This is a genomic window from Streptomyces sp. NBC_01288 (assembly GCF_035982055.1).
Classification (GTDB): Bacteria; Actinomycetota; Actinomycetes; order Streptomycetales; family Streptomycetaceae; genus Streptomyces.
The window spans coordinates 590,809-613,532 of record NZ_CP108427.1 but is presented as its reverse complement, the minus strand read 5'-3'; the positions used below and the strand labels follow the sequence as shown (position 1 = coordinate 613,532).

The window sequence follows — 22,724 nt, the reverse complement described above, 5'->3', positions numbered from 1 at the left end:
AGGCCGACGAAGGCCTTCACCGGTCCGTCATTGTTAACCAGTGAACCATCGGTTACCGTTATGGTCATGGTATCGCCGTCCCCCTCCAGTCCCGCCGCCGCGAGCGCCACCGCGCCGGCCGACTCCACCGACCCCTCGCGGCGCACAGCCGTCGCCCTGGTCGCCGTCCTCGCCGCGCTGACCGCGGTCGCCCCGCTCGCGACCGACATGTACGTCCCCGGATTCCCCGCGATGGGGGACACGCTCGGGGCGAGCAGCTCCGCCGTGCAGCTGACGATGACCGCGTTCCTGGCCGGACTCGTCGTCGGCCAGCTGCTGATCGGCCCGCTCAGCGACAGCCTCGGCCGCCGCGGACTGCTGCTGTCCGGAACGGCCGCGTTCGCGGTCTTCTCCGTCGCCTGCGCCCTGGCCCCCAACATCGGCGTGCTTACCGGCGCCCGGTTCCTCCAGGGCCTGGCGGGCGCGGCCGGCATGGTGCTGGCCCGCGCCGTCCTGACCGACCGCTTCCAAGGGGCCGAACTGCCCCGCTACTTCGCGGTCCTCTCCCAGATCATGGGCGTCGCGCCGGTCGCCGCACCGGTGCTCGGCGGGGCGATCCTCGCCGTGTCGACCTGGCGCGCGGTGTTCGTCGTACTGACCGTGATGGGTGGCCTGTTGCTGCTCGGCGTGGTCCGCAACGTCCCGGAGACCCTGCCGCCGGAGCGGCGGCACCCCGGCGGGATCACGAACACCTTCCGCGCGATGGGGGAGTTGCTCGGCCGTCGTACGTTCATGGGCTACGTCCTTGTCCTCGCGTTCATCTCGGCGGCGCTGTTCGCCTACATCAGCGGCTCCAGCTTCGTCTTCGAGAACCTGCACGAAGTGTCCGCCACGACGTACTCCCTCATCTTCGCGAGCAACGCTGTCGCCATGCTGATCGCCGGCGCGACCTTCTCCCAACTCGCAGGGCGGGTACGGCTGAACACCCTCCTCGTGGCGGCGGTCGCCGTCGCCGTGGTCGGCGCGCTGGGCCAGGTGCTGCTGGTGCTGACCGTGGGGGAGACCCTCGCCGGAACCTGGATCACCCTGTTCATCACGGCCGGCGGCATCGGCATGGTCTTCCCGTCGACCCTGAGCATCGGCCAGGCCCTCGGCCGCAACGCCCCGGGTGCGGCCTCCGCCCTCCTGGGCGGACTGCAGTTCCTGTTCGGCGCGCTCGCGGCGCCGCTGGTGGGGGTGTTCGGGGAGGACAGTTCGCTGCCGATGGCGGTGATCATGCTGATCGCCGTGGCAGCGGCGGGAGTTGCACTGGTCGGGCTGGCCAGGCCGTGGGAGGGGCAGGGGGAGCCGACAGAGTCGGCGAGGTGACTGACGACCCGTCTGAAGCCTGTGGGCTCCGGCGAGTTCCTTCGTCGGGTCGGCGGGATGCTCAAGGACGGCGATCGGTTGTGGTTCTCGGGTTACGGGTCTGTCCCAACGGACGGTGGCCGCGCGTGAGTTCGCGACGGCGGCGGGAACCGCCGTCCGGGCTTGCCGTTGGGGGAATCCGGCGCGTTGTGCCTGGTGACGGTGGGCGTCGTAGGCGGAGGCGCGTGTAACAGGAATGTCTTATGCGGTGGCTGTGCGGAACGGCCGACCCGGCCGAGCCGCTCTTGATGATCAGAAACGCCCGCTCGTACCGACGATCCGTACCGAGCGGCCGGCACTGACACCACCGATCCTGAGGATGAATCGATGCGCGTTCACAAGCTCACCTTCGCCGCCCTGGCCGTCGCCGCCGGTCTCTCGCTCACGGCCTGCCAGAGCGATGACGCCAGTACGGGAAAGAGTGACGCGTCGTCCGCGCCCACGGCGTCGTCCGGGTCCAACGCGTCTTCCTCGGGCGGCAGTTCGAACTCGGGCAGCTCGGACCAGAGCGGTGCGAAGGCCACCACGGGTACCAGCTCCGGTGGGTCGACCTCCGGCGGCACGGGCACGTCGGCCGGTACCGGCTCCGACGCGAACGCCAAGGCCGGCAAGTGCCGTACCGACGAGCTGGAGGTCACGGCGAAGGACAACACCATCGACGGCGACACCACCCGGACCGTCGTGGTCGAGTTCAAGAACGGCGGCGGCCGGGACTGCACGATCTCCGGGTACGCGGGCGTCGACCTGAAGACCAACGCGGGGACGGTGTCCGCGAAGCGCACCGGTCAGGAGACCACCTCGGCCGTCCTCAAGAACGGGAAGTCGACCTACTTCCCCGTCAGCTACCCGTTCAACAAGTCGGGCGGCTCCGGCGTCCGCGTCACCGGCCTGGTGGTGACCCCGCCGAACGAGACGAAGTCGGTCACCCTCGACTGGCCGGGCGCCGCCACCCTGCCCGTCACGGACGGCTCCGGCTCCTCCGTGACAGTCGGCCCGGTCGGCAGCGCCGGCCAGGGCGGCTGACCCGCACACCCCACCCCATGTCAGCGTGCCGTCCGGGTCGGACACGTCGGCTGTCATTCCTACGCCTGGGGGAGAGCGATCGTCCGGCGGAGGATATTGCCGGTCGGCCCCTTCGGTAGCGCGTCCGTGATCCGTACGGCCCGGGTACTTGTACGGCGCGACCCGGGCCCGCATGAACCCGCGCAGCTCGTCCGCCGTGGCGGCGGCGCCCTGCTTGAGGGCCAGCAGCGTCGCGTTGGAATCGGTGAGGTAGTGCAGGGTCTCGCCGGACTTGAGCAACGGCTTCACGGGTACGACCACGGCGCGGCCCGCAGAATCCCGACGCACAGGACGGCGAAGCCCGGGACGTTCGGTGCCATCAGCCCAACCCGGTCACCGGGATCGCCCCCCGATCCCGGAGCACCGATACCGTCCGCACCGAACTCTCCGCCAGCTCACGGTAGTTGACGGACTCGGATCCCAGACGCAGCGCGATCCGGCCGGGGGCGCGCTCGGCCTGCGCCGCCAGGAGTGCCGCGAGGTTCGCGGACACGGCGGGGTCCGCCGACGAGGTGGGGCTGGAATCGACTGACTCGCGGACCCCCTGGGGGCGTTCGTCACCCGCACACCGGAACTCGCACGCGAGGAAGCCGCCGCGGCGGATCGCCTGCTGGCCCAAGGCCCGCACCCCGAACGCCCGTTGCTCGGTCTGCCGATCGCCTTCAAGGACCTCCAGCCGATCGCGGGCGTCCCCGTCACCAACGGATCGGCCGCGGTCCCCCCGACGACGGCCGACCAGGAGGACGTCCGTGCGGTCGGGCTGATCCGCATCGCGGGCGCGGTCGCCCTTGGCAACACCCACGCACCGGAGTTGGGCATCCCGTGCTGCACCGACACCGCCGTGGTCGGCCGGCCCGCGGTGCCGCCGTACGACACCTCGCGCTGCGCGAGCGGTACCAGCGGCGGAGTGGCCGCCGCCGTCGCGGCCGGGTTGATCCCGGTCGGCCACGGGACCGACGGAGCCGGGTCGATGTGTACGCCCTCGGCCGCCTGCGGACTTGTCGGCGTCACATCCTCACGAGACGTTGTCAGTACGGCGCCCGATATGTCGTTCCTCGGCTTCGTCACGGTCGGACCACTGGCCCGCACGGTCGCGTACGCGGCACTGCTGCTGGACGCGATGGCCGACACCACTCCCACCGGCCTCCACGGCTCACCGTCGCGCAGGAACTACACATCTACTGGCACCTGTCCGAGGAGTGACCTGGTTCGGAGTGACCTGGTTCGCGCACCGGAGTGCCCTTCCTCCCATAGGCCACCCTGATTGACAAACCGGTTCAACGGCGTTGAGACTGACGACGTCGATTCAACGCTGTTGAATCGGTGGTTCCGTCGAGGGCGATGGGTTCGGCGGAGCTGCGCCATCCTTACGAAAGGACTGCGATGCGAGCCGCATATGTACTCGACGGAGAACTTCTCGTCGGTGAGGTCGACAAGCCGACGCCCGGTGACGGTCAGGTTCTCGTGCGCATACGGGCCTGCGCCATCTGTGCGTCCGACCTTCATTTCCTGCGGGGCGGGAAGAAGATGGTCGAGCTGTCCCGTGAACTGGGCGGGCCGTACGCGAGTCTCGACCTGGAGAAGAAGGTCGTCCTCGGGCATGAATTCGTCGGCGAGATCGTCGAATACGGTCCGAACAGCCGCGAGGCGCTGAAGGTCGGCGCGCGTGTGGTGTCCGTGCCGGTCGTGATGACCTCGTCCGGCCATTCCGTCATCGGATTCGACAACAACTATCCCGGCGGTTTCAGCGAATACGCGGTCCTGGACGAGAACTTCGTCCTGGAGGTTCCCGAGAACGTCGACGACGATCTGGCCGCGCTGGTCGAACCCCTGGCGGTAGGCCTTGAGCACGCCCGCTCCGGCGAGCCGTCCGTCGACGACGTCGCGGTGGTCGTGGGATGCGGGGCCATCGGGCTCGGTGTCATCGCCGGGCTGAAACTCGCCGGTGTCTCGGCCGTCGTCGCCGTCGACTTCTCGGAGTCGAGGCGTCAACTCGCCCTGGAGATGGGCGCGGCCGTCGCGATCGACCCGCGGGAGAGGTCGCCGTACGAGCCGATTCCCGAGCTGGACGGTCGGCGTGTGACCCTCGTCTACGAATGCGTCGGTGTGAAGGGGCTGCTCAACGAGATCATCAACTCGGTCGGGTACAACACCAAGATCGTGATGGGGGGATACTCGATGGAGGCGGAGGAGATCTACATCTTCACCGCTCAGAACAAGCACTTGAAGGTGTACTTTGCGTCTGGTGAAACCCCCGATGACATGGCTCTGGCTCTGAAGTCCATCGCCGACGGCACGACCGACGTCAGGCCGTGGCTCAGCCCCGGTCGCATCGGCCTGTCCGGTCTCAAGCGAGCGCTTGAGGACTCGACGCACCCGTCCGCTCCCATCCGAACGATTGTTGATCCCCTGCTGCCATGAGACGACGCCACGACGGGCGCACACGCGTCGACAACCGCTGTGTGCGCCCTGCCGAGCCCACGGTCACCGACGGTGCGCCGTGGTGACCGGCGACGAGCCCACCGCGCGGGACGCCATCTGGCGCGCGGCGACCGCACTCTTCATCGGGCGCGGCTACGGTCTCACCTCGGTGCGGGCCGTAGCCCGCGAGGCGGGTGTCGATCCGGCGCTTGTCCTGCACTACTTCGGTTCGAAGGAAGCTCTGTTCCTGGAAACCATGGCCTCCGCCCTGAAGAACGAGCTGGTTTTCAACGAGCCCGTCGAGCATCTCGGCGAATACTTCATCCGCCACCTTCTCAATTCCGACGACGAACACCGGAGCATTCTTCTGGCACTCGTTCGCGCGAGCGACGCCGACGGAATCCAGGGCCGCCTTCGCGAAGTCCACGAGAACACGTTCGTCGCTCCGCTGCGCGAGCGCCTCACGGGCCCTGACGTCGAGATCCGCACCCGGCTCGCCGGCGCTCTTGTCGGCGGACTTCTGTACGCGCTCTGGGTGGTAGGCGACGAGAAACTCGCCGCCATCGATCACGAGAAAATCGTCGTTCGCTACGGCGCGCTGCTTCAGCAATTGCTCGACCCTGGAGTCTGACAAGGCTGACGGAGTCGGGCTCGACCGGGGTGGCGGCAAGACCAGCGTGTGCGCCGACCTCGCCACACCCTCGGCCTGAGAGTACGACGGACCACACAGCCGTCCTGGCCAACAGGCCGGCGCCCGAAGGGGAGTTGCACCGCCCCACGCATCCCGACGATCTCGATCTCGTTGCGGATACCCGCCCACAAGGCCAACTCCGCCCGGTCCAGGGCAAGATCGGGAACACGTCGGTCGATGCCGAACCACGGGAGCACCCATGCCGAAGCTCGAAGTCAACGGCGCTGTACTCGTGTACGACGACGAGGGTCCCCGTGACGGAGCCGGCGGTGTGCCGCTCGTGTTCATTCACGGGTGGACGGCCAACCGGCATCGCTGGGACGACCAGTTCGCGCACTTCGCGGGTGGGCGGCGGGTCGTACGGCTTGATCTGCGGGGGCATGGGGAGAGCACCGGTGCGGGGGCGCGGACGGTCGGCGAACTCGCCGCGGATGTCGTCGCGTTGCTGGATCATCTGGAGGTCGACCGGTTCGTGCCGGTCGGGCATTCCATGGGCGGGATGATCGCCCAGACCCTCGTCCTGGATCATCCCGAGCGGGTCGAGCGGATGGTCCTGGTCGACTCGATCAGCCGGATGACGTACAGCCGGGCGCGCGGACTGCTGTTGGCGGTGTCCACGCTGCTGCCGTTCAAGTTGTTCGTCGCCGTCAACATCCAGCGCGCCTTCGCCCCCGGCTACCCCAAGGAGAAGATCCGTGAGTACATCGACGCCTCCGCCGCCACACCCCGCGAGGTCGTCATGACCTGCTACGGCGCGATGCGGGCCTTCGATGTGCTGGACCGCGTCGGCGAGATCGGTGCGCCGACGCTCATCCTGCACGGATACCACGACATCCAGTTGCCGCTCTCCCCGATGCTGCGGATGGCCAACGCCTACCCGGACGCGGTCGTGCGGATCGTCGACGCCGGGCACGAACTGCCCGTGGAGAAGCCTGCTCAACTCACCGCGCTGCTCGGGCAGTTCGTGACCGTGCCGGCAGCCTGAGGGAAGACCTCAAGCCGGCCGTACCAACCCCGCGTCGTACGCGAAGATCACCGCCTGTACCCGGTCCCGCGCGCCGATCTTCGCGAGGATGCGGCTGACGTGGGACTTGACGGTGGACTCGGCCAGGCACAGGCGTTCGGCGATCTCGGTGTTGCTCCAGCCGGCCGCCATGACGGTGAGGACCTCGCGTTCGCGGTCGGTGAGGGCGTCCAGGCGGCGGTCCTGTTCGGCGGTGCGGCCGGGCATGCGGTCGGCGAAGGCGTCGATGAGTTTGCGGGTCAGGCCGGGGGAGATGACGGCGTCCCCGGCGGCCACCGCGCGGATGCCGGCGACGAGTTCCTCGGGCAGCGCGTCCTTGAGGAGGAAGCCGCTGGCCCCGGCGCGCAGGGCGGCGTACGCGTACTCGTCGAGGTCGAAGGTGGTGAGGACGAGGACGCGGGAGCGGCCGCCCGACTGGACGATGCGGCGGGTGGCCTCGATGCCGTCCATGCCGGGCATGCGGACGTCCATCAGGACGACGTCGGGGCGGAGTTCGGCCGCCAGCCGGACCGCCTCGCCGCCGTGGGTGGCCTCGCCGACGGTGCTCAGGTCGGGGTACTGCTCGATGAGCATGCTGAAGCCGAGGCGCTGGAGAGCCTGGTCGTCGACGATGAGGACGGTGGTCATGCCGGGTGCTTCTCCGTGAGGTCGGGGGCGGTGGGGAGGGGGACCAGGAGGGCGCGGACGGTCCAGCCACCACGGGAGTTGGGGCCCGCGACGACCTGTCCGCCGTAGAGCGCGGCCCGTTCGCGCATGCCGACCAGGCCCTTGCCCTGTTCGTCGGTGCCGGACGCCTTGTGCGGGCCGGTGTCCTCGACGGTGACGATCACCGCGTCCGGGGTGGCCGTCACGGTGACCTCGACCGTCGTGTTCGGTGCCGTGTGCTTGAGCGTGTTGGTGAGGGCTTCCTGCACGATGCGGTAGACGGCGAGCTGAAGTCCCTGGGCGAGACCGGTGAGTTCGCCCTTGAGGCGGAGGGTGGCGGCGGGGCCCGCGGCCCGCACCCGTTCCATCAGGGCGTCCAGATCGGCCAGTCCGGGCTGGGGCGCGAGCGGGGTGTCGTCGGGTTCGTCGTCGTGGATGACGGCGAGCAGCCTGCGCAGTTCGGCCAGGGCGCCGCGCCCGCTGTCGGCGATGATCCGCAGCGTGTCCGCACCCCGCTTCGGTTTCGCTTCGGCGAGCCCTGCCGCGCCGCCCGCGAGGCCGACGATCACGGCGAGGGTGTGACCGAGGATGTCGTGCATCTCCCGTGCCACGCGGGCGCGTTCGGTCGCCGCGGCGAGCAGGGCGCGCTGGTCGCGCTCCCTCTCCAGACGTACGGCGTGTTCCTGGAGGGCCTCGATGTAGGCGTTCACCAGTTTCGCGGCCAGCCCCAGCGCGGCCATCGACAGGATGGCGACCACGGCGAGGAACGCCAGCACCGGGGTACTGGCCCCTTGGTCCGACCCCTTGAGGCTGTTGAAGAAGATGATCGACACGAAAGTCTGCACGAGACCGTACGTGACGCTGAGGGCCAGCTGGCCGGGAGATCCGAACCGCCCCAGGTTGAGCAGCGCCACCAGTTGCGTGGCGCTCGACCCCGAGTCCACCTCCAGGAACAGGGACAGCTCGGACAGGACGACCAGGAGGACGAAGACCGGCAGTGGCCGCTGCCTCCGCCACAGCAACGGCACGGTGTACCCCGCCGTGATCGCGAGCACCAGTACGAAGGAGGGGCCGGAGTCCTGGGCCGCCCGCACCAGGGCCGGAATGCCGCCGAGGGCGTAGAAGGCGGGCACCCCCCACAGCCTGACCCGCGGATGGGCCACGTCGGCTGCCCGCACCCGCCCCAGCCAGGTGAGCAGCCGGACGACCGACCGGTACTCGGAATCGCCCAGCCTGGTCCGTCCGATCAGGTTCTCGGGCTTGAGAAGCCGGTCCGTCGTCGGCGGTGCGGTCACGGGATACACCCTCCATGGTGCAGGCGGGCCGCCCGCCGGTCCCGGGGGGAAGGGGACCGGCGGGCGGGGGCGGTGTGGTCGACAGGGGCGGCAGCCGTACGTCCGTAACAGGCGTTCTGGTGTGGATCGTACGGCCGCTCCCTCAGCTCTTGCCGGTGCTGACGGGCGACACGGGCGCCCTGTCCGGGCCGGTGGAGCCGTCGTCCGGGGTCTCGGCCAGCAGGTGGCGCAGTTGTTCGCCCTCGACGTCCACGTTGGGCAGCTTCCGGTCGAGCCAGCCGGGCAGCGCCCAGGCGCGCCGGCCGAGCAGGGTCATGATCGCGGGCACGAGCGTCATGCGGACCACGAAGGCGTCGAAGAGGACGGCGGCGGCGAGGCCCAGGCCGATCGACTTGATCAGCGCGACGTCGTCGAGCAGGAACCCGGCGAACACGGAGATCATGATGACCGCGGCGGCCGTGACCACCCGGGCGCTGTGCCGGAAGCCCGCGATCACCGCCTCCGTGGGCTCGGCCCCGTGGACGTACGCCTCACGCATCCGGGTCACCAGGAACACCTCGTAGTCCATGGCGAGCCCGAACACCACGCCGATCATGAAGATCGGCAGGACGCTCACGATCGGCGAGGTCTGGTTGACGCCGAACAGGTCCGCCAGCCAGCCCCACTGGAACACCGCGACCACCACACCGAGTGTGGCCAGCACGCTGAGCAGGAAGCCGAGGGCCGCCTTGAGCGGGACCAGGATCGAGCGGAAGACGAGGAGCAGCAGGATCAGGGCCAGGCCGACGACCACACCCAGGTAGGGGATCAGGGCGCCGCTGAGCTTGTTGGACGCGTCGATGTTCAGCGCGGTGGTGCCGGTGACCAGCAGCTCGGCGCCGGTGTCGTCCTTGAGGGCGGGGCCCCGGTCGCGGATCTCGGAGACCAGGTCGACGGTGGCCGCGCTGCTGGGCGAGCTCTTCGGTACGACGGAGATCAGCGCGACGTCGCCGCTCTGGTTGAACACCGCGGGGCGCACGGCGGCGACGTCGGACAGCTTGCCGAGCTGGGCGACCGCGTCCTGTGCGGCGGTCTTGGCGTCGCTGCTGTTCTGGCCGTCGACGACCACGGTCAGCGGGCCGTTGTAGCCGTCGCCGAAGCCCTTGGAGATCGTGTCGTAGGCGATGCGCTCGCTGGTGCCGGGCGCGGACGTGCTGTCGTCGGGCAGGGCCAGGCGCATCGACAGGGCGGGGATGGCGAGGATGCCGAGTCCGACGACGGAGACGACCAGCATCTTCAGCGGGTTGCGGGTCACGAACCGGGCCCAGCGCACGCCCGCCGCCTCGCCCTTGCCGCCTTCTTGGAGGGCGCGCATCCGGCGGCTGGTGAACCGGCTGCCCATGATCCGCATCCCGGCGAAGCCCAGCACCGCGGGCAGCAGGGTCAGTGCGATCAGTACGGCGACGACGACCGCGAAGGCGGCGCCCAGGCCCATCGTGGTCAGCATGCTGATGCCGATGATGCTCAGGCCGGCCAGGGCGATGACGACGGTGAGACCGGCGAAGACCACCGCGGAACCGGCGGTGCCCAGGGCGCGGCCCGCGGCCTCCTCCGGTTCGTGGCCGTCGCGGATCTCGTTGCGGTACCGGGAGACGATGAACAGGGCGTAGTCGATGGCCACCGCCAGACCCAGCATCAGCGCCAGCGTCGAGGCGCTTGAGCTGAGGTCGAAGAACGCGCTCGCGACCGTGATGGCGGCGACCGCCGTCCCGACCCCGAAGATCGCCGTCAGCAGCGGCAGCCCGGCCGCGAGCATCGACCCGAACGTGATGACGAGCGCCACGGCCGCGATCAGCAGACCGATCAGCTCGGTACTGCTGCTGCCCGCCTTCTCCTGTACGGCGTTGCCGCCCAGGCTGACCGCGAGGCCGGCCTGCTCGCCCTTGTCGGCCACGGAGTGCAGCGCGTCGCGTGCGGCGTCGGTGATGTCGGGCTGGGTCACCTTGTAGGTGACCTGGGCGTAGGTGATGGTGCCGGACTTGCTGATCAGGCCGCTCTGGTACGGGTCGGAGACGTTCGCGACCTGGGGCGCCTTCTTGAGGTCGGCGATCAGCGACCGGACCTCGGTCCGGTCGGCGCCGGAGGCCAGTGTGTGCCCCTTGGGCGCTTCGAACACCACGCGGGCGGTGGCGCCGGAGGCGGATGCCTGCGGGAACTCCTTCTCCAGCAGGTCGATCGCCTTCTGCGACTGTGTGCCGGGGAGGCTGAAGCTGTCGGACGTGCTCGTCGTGGCGTTCATGGCACCGATGCCGACGACCGCCAGGACGGCGATCCACAGCATCAGGACGAGCCGTCGGCGCCGGAACGAGAACCGGCCCAGCCGGTAGAGGAAGGTGGCCATGGGGTACTCCCACCAGGTTCGATAGAAAGTGGAGGGCCTGCGCGACCCACGCCTTCACGCTAGGAGCGGCTTTCCTCGCATCCGCAGCACCGGGGAAGTGAAAGCGGCCGGGGTGACTAGTACCGGGGTACTAGACCCTCTCCACCCTCCAGTCGAGGTGGGGGACCCGCCGGCCGAGGCGCGCGCCTTCCCGTCGAGGGTGGGTGCCGTGATCCGCCCCACACGATCCGGGACAAGAGCCGGTTATGGTGACCAGGCGAATCGAACATGGACAGAACCGGCGGAGGACACCGTGTCGGACGAAGGGCGTCGCATCGCCGGGCGCTACCGGCTCACCGAGCAGATCGGCCGGGGCGGCATGGGCACCGTCTGGCGGGCCGACGACGAGGTGCTCGGCCGCCAGGTCGCGATCAAGCGGCTCCACACCCGCCCGGAACTCTCCGCCGACGAACTCGCCACCCTCTTCGAACGCACCCGCCGCGAGGCCCGGAGCGCCGCCCGCATCGCGCACCCGAACGTGATCGTCGTCCATGACGTCGTGGACGACGAGGGACGCCCCTGCATCGTCATGGAGTACGTCCCCGGCCCCACCCTCGCCGAACTCCTCCAGGACGGCCGGACCCTCCCGTACCAGGAGGCGGCCCGGATCGGCCTGGACATGGTCGCCGCCCTGCGCGCCGCCCACGCCGCCGGTGTGCTGCACCGCGACGTCAAGCCCGGCAACGTCCTCCTCGGCACCGGCGACCGGCTCGTCCTCACCGACTTCGGCATCGCCATGACGGACGGGACGTCGACCCTCACCAAGACCGGCGAGATGGTCGGCTCCATCCACTACATGGCCCCGGAACGCATCCGCGGGCTCACCCCCGGAACCGCCTCCGACCTGTGGGCCCTGGGCGCCACCCTCTACCAGGCCGTCGAGGGACGCCCGCCGTTCCGCCGGGTCACCGCGATGGAGACCGCGTACGCCATCGCCGTGGACCCCCTGGAACCCATGAAGCAGGCCGGACCGCTGGAGCCGCTCATCGAGGCGCTGCTCAGCAAAGAGCCCGCCGAGCGGCCGACGGCGGAACTGACGGAACGGGCCCTTCAGACCGCTTGGTGGGGAGAGTCGACGGCCCAACTGCCCCCGCCCGCCGCCGACTTGGCCGTCACGGGTCCGGACCCGAAGCCTGCGGGAGAGCCCGGCCGCGGGCGGCGGCGGAGTCGCAAGGGGCTCCTCCTCGGGGGGATCGCCACCGCCGTGGCGGCTGCCGTGGCGGCCACGGCGTTCGTGCTGCACGCGACGTCCAGATCCGCACCCGGGCACGCGACCTCCCGGCCCACGACCACGGCCTCCGCGTCACCCCTGCCGGAGGGCTATCACCTCGTCCGGGACTCCCAACTCGGCGTCTCCTTCCCGGTACCGGACGGCTGGACGGCCGGCAAGCGGACGGCGGAGGGGGTCACCTACACCGACGAGACCGGCCTCGCCGGACTCACCATCGGGATCGTCGACCCGGCGGGCCCCGACCCGAGCACGCACTTCGCGGACATCGAGGCCAACACCAAGGTCAACTACCCCTCGTACCGCAGGCTCCGTATGCAGCAGACCACCTTCCGGCAACAGCCCGCCGCCATCTGGGAGTTCACCTTCCAGGGCCGGGTCCGGATGTTCCGCGCCATCGACCTCGGCTTCGGCCGGGAGGGCGGCCGCGAGTACGACATCTACCTCTCGGCCCCGGACGCGAAGTGGGACACCTACCGTCCCGTCTTCGACACGGCCAGGGACGGCTTCGTGACGAGCGCGTCGTAACTCGGCTTCTCACTCCGGGTGTTCGGCGCACAGGCAGCCGACCCCCTTCTCGATCCAGTCTTGTTCGGCCCACTCCGGATGCCGCTCGATCATGAGCGCCCTGACCTCCTCGACGATCGTCTCCTCGCTCAACGCCGAGTCGCGGCGGGCCCACGTCTCGTCCCGCAGCAGCCGCAGATAGTCACGGACGTCCGCGAGCAACTCCGGCCCGCCGACGGCCCCGTGGCCCGGTACGACGACCCGCGCCCCCTCGCCCGCGAGCCGCTCCATCACCGCGAGCCAGCGCGTGCCGGACACATCGGTGTCGTACGGCGGGAACCACGGGAAGATGGCGAACTGCCCCGCCTCCACCAGGTCCCCCGTGAACAGCACGCCCGCGTCCGGCACCCGGATCACCTGGTCGCCCTTGCTGTGCGCCCGGCCGGTGGCCCTCAACTGCACGACCCGGCCGCCCAGTTCGAGGTCGTACGCCTCGTCGTAGACCAGGTCGGGCTCCGGCAGGACGACACCTTCGAGCTGGCGGGCGACCGGTTCGCCGAGTCCCCGGAACATGTCGAGATAGCCCGCGCCCTTCACCTTCAGGTCCTCGGCCTGGGCTCGGTTCACGAGGAACGTCGCCTCGCCCGCGAACGCCTGCGCCCCGAAGGCGTGTTCAGGGTGGAAGTGGGTCGTCGTGAGGTACAGCCTGCGTCCCCTGGCGTACTCGGTCGCGAACGCCAGCACCTTCTCGGCGTTCCGAGGGCCCAGGCCCGTCTCCACGACGAGCACCGCGTCCCGGCCGCCGATGACACCGATGTTGGGCACCAACTGCACCCGCCCGTCGGGCACGACCACCAAGTCCCGTCCCAGTTCCCGGACTTCGGCGATGTGCACGACGGGGTCGTGCGACACCCGGTCGGGCGACACGTGGTCGGTCATGGCGACTCCTCAGCAGTACGGCGATCTCGTCCGCCCACCACTCCACCGCCGGACCCTCGACGGTGTCCAAGACCGATCCTGTACGGTCGATACCGGGTCGGTATCATCGCCGGTCATGGAGCTACGCACGCTGCGCTACTTCGTGGCGGTCGCCGAGGAACTCCACTTCGGCCGGGCCGCCGCCCGCCTGCGGATGACCCAGCCGCCGCTGAGCCGGGCGATCAAACAGCTGGAGACCGAGCTGGGCTGTGTCCTGCTGCTCCGCTCGCCCACGGGGGTGGCGCTCACCCCGGCCGGTGTTCTGCTCCACGAGGAGGCGTGCGCCCTGCTGGCGCAAGCCGACCGGGTGCGGGCCCGCGTGACCGCGCTGGCCGGACCGGTCACCCTGACCGTGGGCACCCTCGCCGACAGCGCGGAGCAGTTCGGCACGCGGCTCGCCGCCGCCTACCGGAAGCACCATCCCGCCGCCCGCATCCTCATCCGTGAGTCGGACCTGACCGATCCGACGGCAGGGCTACGGGCCGGACTCGTCGACGTGGCGCTGACCAGGACGCCCTTCGACGACACCGGCATCACCGCCCGCACCCTGCGCTCGGAACGGGTCGGCGTGGTCCTCCGTACGGACGACCCGCTCGCCCACCGCGACGGCCTGCGCCTGGCCGACCTCGCCGAGCGCCGCTGGTTCCGCTTCCCGGACGGCACGGACCCGGTCTGGCAGGCGTACTGGACGGGCTCGCCGGGCGACGGCCTACACCGTGACGGGCCCGTCGTACGGACGGCTCGGGAGTGCCTACAGTCCGTGCTGTGGAACGGCAACGTGGGCCTGATGCCGCTCGGGCACGCCCTGCCGGAGGGGCTGACGGTGGTGCCGTTGACCGACATGCCGCCGAGCGGTCTCGTCATCGCCTGGCGCGCCGACGACACCACGCCACTGATCCGGTCCTTCGTGCGGATCGCCGAGACCGTGCATCGCACGACGGACCCGGCCCGGGCGGGATAGGGGCCGCGCGACGAGAGGTGGGTACGGATCAGCCGGTGTGCGCGAGCACGCGGGGCAGGGCGATCACGTGGTCGACCGCCGGGATCTGCGCCCGAACCGGGCGGCCGAACTGGGCGGCCGAACCGGACAGCTGCGCCGCCCGCGACCACCGTGTCGCCCGCGACCGGTTCCGGCACGGCGCCGGTGCGGTGGTCGCTGTCCGGTCCACCGGCTTCGGCGACGGCGGCGCGGCTCGCCCGCCGGTCGGGCCTCGGGCCCTCCGGACGCCCTGGTCGGGCCGCGCGTCTCCCACCCGTCGAACCGCGGGAGAGGGCGTGCACCGGTCTTGCCTCCGTGCCCCGCGTCCCGTTACGTTGCGGCAAAGTTACTGGCCAGGTACGCGATGCGGTCCGGCGCATCGGTGTTCGGCGAGCGGAACGGACATCGGGTGACAGGTCGCGGCAAGGGGCAACTGGAGGCGCAGTACGGCCTCCTGACGAGCATCGCCACGGAGGCGGGGGTCTCGCTCAGCACGGTGTCCAAAGTGGTGCACCGGCGCCGGGACGTCGGCGCGCGGACGCGCGAGCGGGTCGAGGAACTCCTCGCCCGGCACGGCTTCGTACGCCCGTGGGAGCGCGATCCCGCGACACCCCGGCAGATCATCGCGGTCTTCCGGGACCTGTCCGGGCCGTACACGCTGGAGGTGGTCCGCGGCATCGTGGACGCGGCCGGCGCGCTCGGCATCGACGTGGTCACCGGGACGACGAGCCGACGGTCGATCTCCGGATGGCTGGAGCAGTGCGTGGCGCTCGGCGCGGCCGGGATTGTCATCGTCATCTCGATGCTGTCCGAGGAGGACCAGCGCCGCATCGTCGAGCAACGGCTCCCGGTGGTGCTGATCGACCCGCTCAGCGCGCCCTCCGAGGACATCCCCAGCATCGGCGTCACCAACTGGAGCGGCGCCCGCGACGCCGTACAGCACCTGCTGGGGCTCGGGCACACCCGGATCGGCATGGTCGCGGGGCGCTCGCACTCCCTGGCCGGGGCCGCGCGCGTGCACGGCTACCGGGCCGCGCTGGAGGAGGCCGGGATCGCCTACGATCCGGCGATCGTCCGCTCGACCGACTTCGACTACGCCGAGGCCCTCGCCACCGCCGGCCAGATCCTCCGCGCCGCCGACCCGCCCACGGCCGTCTTCGCGGCCAGCGACGCACAGGCGCTCGGCGTGCTGGAGGCGGCCCGCCAGCAGGGGCTCGCCGTACCGGACGACCTGGCGGTCATGTCCTTCGACGACACTCTCGTCGCGGCCATGGCCTGCCCGCCGCTGAGCGCCGTACGTCAGCCCTTCGAGGAGTTGGGGCGCGAGGCGACCCGGGTGCTCCTGGAACTCGCCCAGGGCAGGCAGCCCGTGTCCCCGCGCATCGAGTTGGCCACGGAACTCGTCCTGCGGACCTCGACCTCCGTGCGCCGTCCGATCAAGCACGTCAATACCGCGTAAGTGGCAATCCTGCGAAACACTTTCGACACGTGCCGGTGACATTGCGGTGTCGCATCCGAATACTGGCTTCCTGCTCCGCACTCCCATTCCATCCCCCTGGGACCTCCGGAAACTCCGGCACCCCTGGAACGTGGTGCGCGCCTTCCCCCGGTGAAAGGAACGCCGTTGACCAGATCTTGGGCGCGAAAGGCTTTCGCTGCGGCGACCGCCTTCGGCATGGGCGTGGCATTCGCCATCGCCTCCACGACGACCGCGTCGGCCTATCAGCCGAGTGCCGCGAATCTGTATACGGCGACCAACACCGCCGCGTGCAACAAGAGCCCGTGTGTTCTCTACCCGAAGTCGGCCCAGCTGGCGGACGGCCGGATAGTGGCCACCTTCGAGAACGACCAGACCGCTCCGGTCGGCCAGACCCTGCCCGTGTACAAGAGCGACGACTCCGGCACGACCTGGGCGAAACTGTCCGACGTCAAAGCCCCCGCCTATCTCTCCAGCGACTCCAAGTACGCGAAATACACGAGCAATTGGACCAACCCGTATCTCTACGTCCTCCCGCAGAACGTCGGCAGCCTGACCGCCGGCACCCTGCTGCTGGCGAGCATCGTCTCGGGCGACGACTACTACTACCAGGAGCAGAAGGCCGCCAACTCCAGCTGGACGCCCACCAGTGACGGCGACCGCAAGGACGTCGCCCTCGCCCTGTACTCCAGTACGGACGACGGCGCGACCTGGTCCATCCAGAACATCATCACCGCCGGTAGCTGGCAGGGCGGCAGCGCGGGCAGCGTCGGCAGGGTCTCCACGGCCAACACCTACGCGCAGGTCGACCCCGTCTGGGAACCCCATCTCCTCGCCCACAACGGCACGTTGATCGCCTACTACTCCGACGAGGACGACTACACCGGCTACAACACCACCACCGGCGCCCCGACCCTCGACCCGGACAACGCCACGGCGACGGACTCGGGCGGCCAGGTCCTCCTGCACCGCACCTGGGACGGGACCAGTGCAAGTGCCTGGAGTTCACCGGTAGTTGACGTCCCCGGCTCCACGGTGAGCATGGGCAACGGCAAGACGGAGATCGGCGGCGGCCGGCCCGGCATGACGACCATCGCCCCGACGACCGACGGCAAGTGGCTTCTCACGTACGAGTACTGGGGCGGCGGCACCAACGTCCGCTACCGGATATCCGACGACCCGACGAAGTTCTTCTCGGCCACGGACGCCGCCATCACCTCACTGCCCGTGCCCTCCGGCGGGGCCACCCTCTCCACCGGCGGCAGTCCCGTCCTGCTCCCCATGCCGGACGGCCGGATCGTCTACAACGCGGCGGGCAGCGGAGACGTCTGGGTCAACGAGTCCGGGCTCAGCACCGGCACCTGGAAGGAGTACAAGACGTCGATCGCGGCCGGCTACAGCCGCATGCTCCAGTACGTCGACGGCACAGGACGCGTTCTCGTCCTCCAGGCATCCTGGAGCGGAACCAGCGTCGGCCCCGTGAAGTACGCCGAGGTCGACCTCGGCCGCTCCGACGGCGCCTACTACAGCCTCGTCAACCGGCTCACCGGCCAGGTGCTGAGCACCGCGTCCGGCAAGACCCAGGACGCGAACCTCACCGGGAACACCCCCGACCTCGTCCTCGCGGCGGACACCGCGGCCACCACCCAGCGCTGGCACCTCACCGCCAAGGGCAGCAACGTCACGCTGCTCAACAAGGCCGGAGGCCGCGCGGCCGCCATCTGGACCGGCACCGCGACCGCCGGGCAGCAGCTGGCCCAATGGGTCGACGACGGAGCCACCGACAAACAGTGGACCCAGGTAGCGTCCTCGACCAGCGGCTACTACAAGCTCCGCTCGGTCCTCAACACCAGCCTCTACATGACCGGTTCGACCGCGGGCGGCTCCGTCACCGTGGCGGCGGCCACCACCGACGGCTCCCAGGACTGGCAGTTGGTCCAGGACCCGCTCCCCACCGCCTCCACCTTCACCCTGAAGGGCACGAACTCCAGCCGCTGCCTCGACGTCCCGAACGGCGCGACGGGCGTCCAGGTCCAGATCTACGACTGCTCGGGCAACGCCTACCAGACCATCACGCAGACCGCCGCGGGCGAACTCCGCGTCAACGGCAGCTGCTTGGCCGCGAACGGCGACGGCACCACCGCGGGCACCACGCTCATCCTCTGGGCCTGCAACGGAAAGAACAGCCAGAAGTGGGCCTTCCGCGTGGACGGCACCATCGTCAACCGCTCCAACGGCCTGGTCATCGACGTGACCAACTGGGGGACGGCCAACGGCTCGAAGGTCGAGCTGTGGACCGGGCTGGGCAACGCGACCCAGCAGTGGAGCCGCGCCTAGGCACACGACAGAAGCGGCGCCACCGTTGGACACGGTGGCGCCGCTTCGTGTGTGTCCCGCTGCCTACTCCCGCTCGACGCTCACCGGCACCGCGTGGTGCCGCAGGACCGTCGCATCCCTCTCCTCACCCACGAGTCGGATCGCACCGCGCACCGGTGTGTCCAGGCTGGAGGAGCCCGCCTCCAGCAGGATCTCGCCGGGCTCGACGACGCGCGTGCCGGCCAGACCGGTGAAGGCCAGCCGGTCGGTGTGGACATGGAAGCGGACCGTCGCCCGCTCACCGGGTTCGAGGGCCACCTTGGCGAAGCCGAGCAGGGACCGCACCGGCCGGGTCACCTGGGCGACCGGGTCGATCGCGTACAGCTGGACCGTCTCGGCACCCGCGACCGCCCCCGTGTTCCGCACCCGCGCGCTGACCGTGAACTCGCCGTCCACCGGCACCAGTTCACGGTCCGCGCCGAGCCCGTCGATCTCGAAGGTCGTGTACGACAGGCCGTGCCCGAAGGGGAACGCCGGTGTCGGATCGAGGTTGGACAGCCAGCTCTGCCGGTCGCCCAGCGGCGCGTGGAGGTAGGTGTAGGGCTGACCGCCGGGCGTGGTCGGGATCTGCACGGGGAGCTTGCCGCTGAAGTTCGCCTGACCGGCGAGCAGTTGGGCCACCGCACGGCCGCCCTCCTCGCCCGGCAGGAAGACCTGCACCATGGCCGCGGCGGTGGACGCGAACCGGCCCACCGCGTACGGACGGCCACTGCTCACGATCAGGACGACCGGCCGCCCGGTCGCCAACACAGCCTCGACGAGCTCCTCCTGTACGCCCGGCAGACGCAGATCCTCGACGTCACAGCCCTCGCCCGAGGTGCCGATCCCGAACATGCCGGCCTTGTCACCGACGACCAGCACGGTGAGGTCGGCCCCGACGGAGGCCTCCACCGCGGCCGCGATGCCGGAGCGGTCCTCCTCGCGGATCGGGCAGCCCTGCGCGAACTCCCACTCCACACCCGGCAGTTCGGCCGCCAGGACGTGGCGCAGGGAGACTGCCTCGACACCGTTGCCGAGGTCGTCGCGTTCGGCGAGGACGTGGTTGGGGAAGCTGTAGCAGCCGAACATGGTGCGTACGTCGTCGGCGCACGGGCCGATCAGTGCGATGCGGCCGGTGGCCGGGAGGGGCAGGGCACCGTCGTTCGACAGCAGAACGGCGCTCGACTGGGCCACGGCGTGGGCGAGTTGACGGCTCTCGGGCTTGTCGAGGTCCAGTTCGCCGGCGCGCAGGGCGGGCGGGCGCGGGTCCCAGTCGGCGTCGAGCAGTCCGAGGTCCACCTTCTGGCGCAGCACTCGACGCACCGCCCGGTCCACGAACTCCTCGTCCACCAGGCCCTGTTCGACGGCCTGCACGAGGGCGTTGCCGAAGCCGCGCTGGTCGGGCAGCTCGACGTCCATCCCGGCGCGCAGCGCGAGCGCGCCCGCGTCGGGCAGATCGGCCGCGACCCGGTGGGCGTTGACCAGGAAGGGCAGGGACCAGTAGTCGGAGACGACGGTTCCCTCGAAACCCCAGGCGTCGCGCAGGACTTCGGTCAGCAGCCAGCGGCTCGCGGCGGGTGCCTCGCCGTCGATGTCGGCGTACGAGTTCATGACGGACCGCACACCCGCCGCGACGAGGCGTTCGAACGGCGGGAGGATCACGTCGAAGAGTTCGCGGCGGCCCACGTGCACAGGGGCGTGGTTGCGGCCGCCCATCGAGGCGGAGTACCCGGCGAAGTGCTTGAGGGTCGCGTACACCCCGACGCTCTGCAACCCGGTGACATACGCCTCGGCCAACTCGCCCACCAGGTACGGGTCTTCGCCGTAGGTCTCCTCGCAGCGGCCCCAGCGGTAGTCACGGATGACGTCGACGACGGGGGAGAGGCCCTGGTGGACTCCCGCCTCGGCCATGTCGGAGCCGATGGCCTCGCCGACCCTGCGGATCAGCGCGGGGTCGAAGGTGGCCGCCATGCCGAGCGAGGTGGGGTAGATGGTGGCGCCGTAGGCGGTGAAGCCGGTCAGGCACTCGTCGTGGGCCATCGCCGGGATGTCGAATCGGCTCTGCGCCACGACCTGTTGCTGGTGCCGGGCCAGCAGGCGGGCGTGCTCCAACGCGGGCCGGGGCAGGGTGCCGTAGGGGCGGGTGAGCTGGCCCAGGCCGTGCCGGGCGGTCTCGTCGAGGTCGCCGACGCGGCCGAAGTGGTTGCTGCCCGGAGCCACTTCGGGGCCGTCGGCCTCGATGTCCTCCCAGGTGCTGCTCAGTTGCGCGACCTTCTCCGGCAGGGTGAGCCGGGCGAGCAGTGCTTCGACGCGGTCGGCGACGGGCAGGGCGGGGTCGGTCCAGGGGCGGTCGCTCTCCTCCTGGGGGAGGCCGCCGTGGTCGGGCATGGTGGTCGTCATTCACGACTCCTCGGTGTTGCGCGGGCACGCCGACGGGGCCGGGCGCACGGCCCGGCCTACGTGCGGGTGAACTGCCCAGTGGTGGGGGCTACTTGGAGAAACCGGCGGTGAGACCGGCGACGAGCTGACGGCGGGCCAGGATGAACAGGGCCAGCATCGGCAGGGTGGAGAGCACCACCGCGGCCATCGTGGCCGGGACGTCGATGCCGAACTGGCCACGGAACAGGGTCAGTGCCAGGGGCAGGACGGCCTTGTCGCCGCTCTGGGTGAGGATGAGGGGGAAGAGGAAGCCGTTCCAGACCTGGAGGCCGTCGTAGACCGCGACCGTCATCAGTGCCGGGCGGGCCAGTGGCGCCGCGAGCGACCAGAGCATGCGCCAGTCGCCGGCGCCGTCGACGATCATCGCCTCGAACAGCGAACGGGGCACGTCCCGCAGGAAACTGACCAGGATCATCACGGTGATCGGCAGCGCGAACGCGGCCGAGGGCAGGACGATCGCGAGCAGGCTGTCGTAGAGATGCATGCGGATGATCAGCAGGTAGACCGGGATGATCACCGCTTGGAGCGGGATCGCCAGGCCGAGCAGGAACAGGCGGAACGACACGCGGGAGAAGCGGGTGCCGGCGTTGCGGACGATCGAGAACGCGGCCATCAGCGCGACGGCGACGGCGATGACGACCGTGCCCGCGGTGACGATCACGCTGTTGAGCAGGTAGGTGGTGAAGTCGCCGTCCAGGACGGTCCGGTAGCTGTCCAGCGTCGGATGGCTGGGCAGCGCGAGGGGGCTGTCGGAGGTGAAGTCGGACTGGCTGCGGAGGCTGGTGACGACGAGCCAGTAGATGGGGACGACGACGATCGCCGTCCAGAAGAGGGTGGCGCCACTGGTGAGGGTGCGGCGGAGGAACCCGGGAACGGGGTTTCGCCGGGAGGGCTTGGGCGGCACCGCCCGGTGGGTGGGGACGGCCTCCCGCCCGGTGCTGGTGCGGGTCTTGGTCACGGTGGTGCTCACATGCCCTCCTGCTGGCTGTCCATCCGGGTGAAGCCGGACAGGCGGGTGGTCAGCAGCGACAGACCGAGGCCGAAGACCACGAGCAGGGTGGCCACCGCGCTGGCCCGACCCATGTCGTGGGCCTGGAAACCGGTGATGTACATGGAGAGGGGAAGGACGCGGGTCGCGGTGCCGGGCCCGCCGGTGCCGCCCGACAGGACGAAGATCAGGTCGAAGTAGGTGAGCGAGCCGACCAGCATGAGCGTCGTCGACGTGACGAACGTGTACTTCAGCTGCGGCAGCGTGATGTGCAGGAAGCGCGCCACGGGCCCGGCGCCGTCGAGCGCGGCGGCCTCGTACAGGGCGGTCGGGATCTGTCGTATCCCCGCTTGGTAGAGCAGGGCGTGGAACGGCACGAACTGCCAGGCGATCACGAAGATCACGGTGTACAGGGCGAGTTCGGGCGAGCCGAGCAGCGGCTTCGCCAGCCAGTGCAGACCCGGGGTGGCGCCGATGCCGAAGGACGGGTCGAGCAACGCCTGCCAGGTCAGGCCGATCGCCACGGCGGACAGCAGCAGCGGCAGGAAGAACAGCACGGCGAACAGCGCGCGCAGCCTTCCCTTGGGTGCCTGGAACAGGCCGAGCGCCAGGGCGATCGGCGTCTGCACCAGCCAGCTGACCACCATCACCTTGACGGTGAGCCACAGCGACTGCCAGGTGGCGCTGTCGGTGAGGACGGACGTCCAGTTGGCGACGCCCGCCCAGCTGACGGAGCCCAGGCCGTCCCAGCGGGCGACGCTGAGCGCCGCCACACCGACCAGGGGGACGAAACCGAACAGACCGAAGAGGAGCAGGGCTGGGGCGGCCAT

At 70.2% G+C, this 22,724-nt stretch carries 18 protein-coding genes; 10 read left to right on the top strand and 8 right to left on the bottom strand.

All coding sequences use genetic code 11. From position 1 onward, the window contains the following. The first annotated feature begins 66 nt into the window (after positions 1–66). Positions 67–1,347: a multidrug effflux MFS transporter gene (locus tag OG194_RS02845; protein ID WP_327399209.1), complete on the top strand. Its 1,281-nt coding sequence runs from the start codon at positions 67–69 to the stop codon at positions 1,345–1,347. Positions 1,348–1,713: 366 nt separating this feature from the next. Then, positions 1,714–2,409, top strand: coding sequence for a DUF4232 domain-containing protein (locus tag OG194_RS02840; protein WP_327399208.1), 696 nt, complete (start codon positions 1,714–1,716; stop codon positions 2,407–2,409). A 358-nt stretch (positions 2,410–2,767) separates the two neighbouring features. Here the strand turns inward: OG194_RS02840 and OG194_RS02835 are convergent, their stop codons facing one another. Beyond that, positions 2,768–3,067: a hypothetical protein gene (locus OG194_RS02835; protein ID WP_327399207.1), complete on the bottom strand. Its 300-nt coding sequence runs from the start codon at positions 3,065–3,067 to the stop codon at positions 2,768–2,770. Here OG194_RS02835 and OG194_RS02830 point away from each other — a divergent pair. From OG194_RS02830 to OG194_RS02815, 4 genes are all read left to right on the top strand, one after another. Next, on the top strand, positions 2,993–3,712 hold the full coding sequence (locus OG194_RS02830) for an amidase family protein (RefSeq protein ID WP_327406961.1): 720 nt from the start codon (positions 2,993–2,995) through the stop codon (positions 3,710–3,712). The genes OG194_RS02835 and OG194_RS02830 overlap by 75 nt on opposite strands. 119 nt (positions 3,713–3,831) lie before the next feature. After that, on the top strand, positions 3,832–4,869 hold the full coding sequence (locus tag OG194_RS02825; protein ID WP_327399206.1) for an alcohol dehydrogenase catalytic domain-containing protein: 1,038 nt from the start codon (positions 3,832–3,834) through the stop codon (positions 4,867–4,869). An 82-nt stretch (positions 4,870–4,951) separates the two neighbouring features. Next, complete coding sequence (locus OG194_RS02820) at positions 4,952–5,500, top strand: TetR/AcrR family transcriptional regulator (RefSeq protein WP_327399205.1); 549 nt, start codon at positions 4,952–4,954, stop codon at positions 5,498–5,500. Positions 5,501–5,759: 259 nt separating this feature from the next. Beyond that, complete coding sequence (locus OG194_RS02815) at positions 5,760–6,545, top strand: alpha/beta fold hydrolase (RefSeq protein WP_327399204.1); 786 nt, start codon at positions 5,760–5,762, stop codon at positions 6,543–6,545. Between the two features lie 9 nt (positions 6,546–6,554). Here OG194_RS02815 and OG194_RS02810 read toward each other — a convergent pair whose 3' ends face one another. The 3 genes from OG194_RS02810 to OG194_RS02800 all read right to left on the bottom strand — a co-directional run bounded on the left by OG194_RS02810 (position 6,555) and on the right by OG194_RS02800 (position 10,904). Beyond that, on the bottom strand, positions 6,555–7,211 hold the full coding sequence (locus tag OG194_RS02810) for a response regulator transcription factor (protein WP_327399203.1): 657 nt from the start codon (positions 7,209–7,211) through the stop codon (positions 6,555–6,557). Next, positions 7,208–8,524: a sensor histidine kinase gene (locus OG194_RS02805; RefSeq protein WP_327399202.1), complete on the bottom strand. Its 1,317-nt coding sequence runs from the start codon at positions 8,522–8,524 to the stop codon at positions 7,208–7,210. Before OG194_RS02805 ends, OG194_RS02810 begins: the two co-directional genes overlap by 4 nt. 142 nt (positions 8,525–8,666) lie before the next feature. Beyond that, positions 8,667–10,904, bottom strand: a complete 2,238-nt coding sequence (locus OG194_RS02800; RefSeq protein WP_327399201.1) for an MMPL family transporter — start codon at positions 10,902–10,904, stop codon at positions 8,667–8,669. A gap of 292 nt (positions 10,905–11,196) precedes the next feature. On the opposite strand from OG194_RS02800, the gene OG194_RS02795 reads away from it, so the two are divergent. Then, on the top strand, positions 11,197–12,699 hold the full coding sequence (locus OG194_RS02795) for a serine/threonine-protein kinase (protein WP_327399200.1): 1,503 nt from the start codon (positions 11,197–11,199) through the stop codon (positions 12,697–12,699). 9 nt (positions 12,700–12,708) lie between these two features. Here the strand turns inward: OG194_RS02795 and OG194_RS02790 are convergent, their stop codons facing one another. After that, complete coding sequence (locus OG194_RS02790; protein ID WP_327399199.1) at positions 12,709–13,617, bottom strand: MBL fold metallo-hydrolase; 909 nt, start codon at positions 13,615–13,617, stop codon at positions 12,709–12,711. Between the two features lie 115 nt (positions 13,618–13,732). On the opposite strand from OG194_RS02790, the gene OG194_RS02785 reads away from it, so the two are divergent. From OG194_RS02785 to OG194_RS02775, 3 genes are all read left to right on the top strand, one after another. Continuing rightward, positions 13,733–14,617: a LysR family transcriptional regulator gene (locus OG194_RS02785; RefSeq protein ID WP_327399198.1), complete on the top strand. Its 885-nt coding sequence runs from the start codon at positions 13,733–13,735 to the stop codon at positions 14,615–14,617. A 382-nt stretch (positions 14,618–14,999) separates the two neighbouring features. Further along, on the top strand, positions 15,000–16,094 hold the full coding sequence (locus OG194_RS02780) for a substrate-binding domain-containing protein (RefSeq protein WP_327399197.1): 1,095 nt from the start codon (positions 15,000–15,002) through the stop codon (positions 16,092–16,094). A 216-nt stretch (positions 16,095–16,310) separates the two neighbouring features. After that, positions 16,311–18,449, top strand: a complete 2,139-nt coding sequence (locus OG194_RS02775; protein ID WP_327399196.1) for an RICIN domain-containing protein — start codon at positions 16,311–16,313, stop codon at positions 18,447–18,449. 63 nt (positions 18,450–18,512) lie between these two features. Here OG194_RS02775 and OG194_RS02770 read toward each other — a convergent pair whose 3' ends face one another. The 3 genes from OG194_RS02770 to OG194_RS02760 form a co-directional block, all read right to left on the bottom strand. Beyond that, positions 18,513–20,867, bottom strand: coding sequence for a glycoside hydrolase family 3 N-terminal domain-containing protein (locus OG194_RS02770; RefSeq protein ID WP_327399195.1), 2,355 nt, complete (start codon positions 20,865–20,867; stop codon positions 18,513–18,515). A gap of 88 nt (positions 20,868–20,955) precedes the next feature. Continuing rightward, entirely contained in the window at positions 20,956–21,876 is a 921-nt protein-coding gene (locus tag OG194_RS02765) for a carbohydrate ABC transporter permease (RefSeq protein WP_327399194.1), read from the bottom strand. After that, complete coding sequence (locus OG194_RS02760; protein ID WP_327399193.1) at positions 21,873–22,724, bottom strand: carbohydrate ABC transporter permease; 852 nt, start codon at positions 22,722–22,724, stop codon at positions 21,873–21,875. Before OG194_RS02760 ends, OG194_RS02765 begins: the two co-directional genes overlap by 4 nt.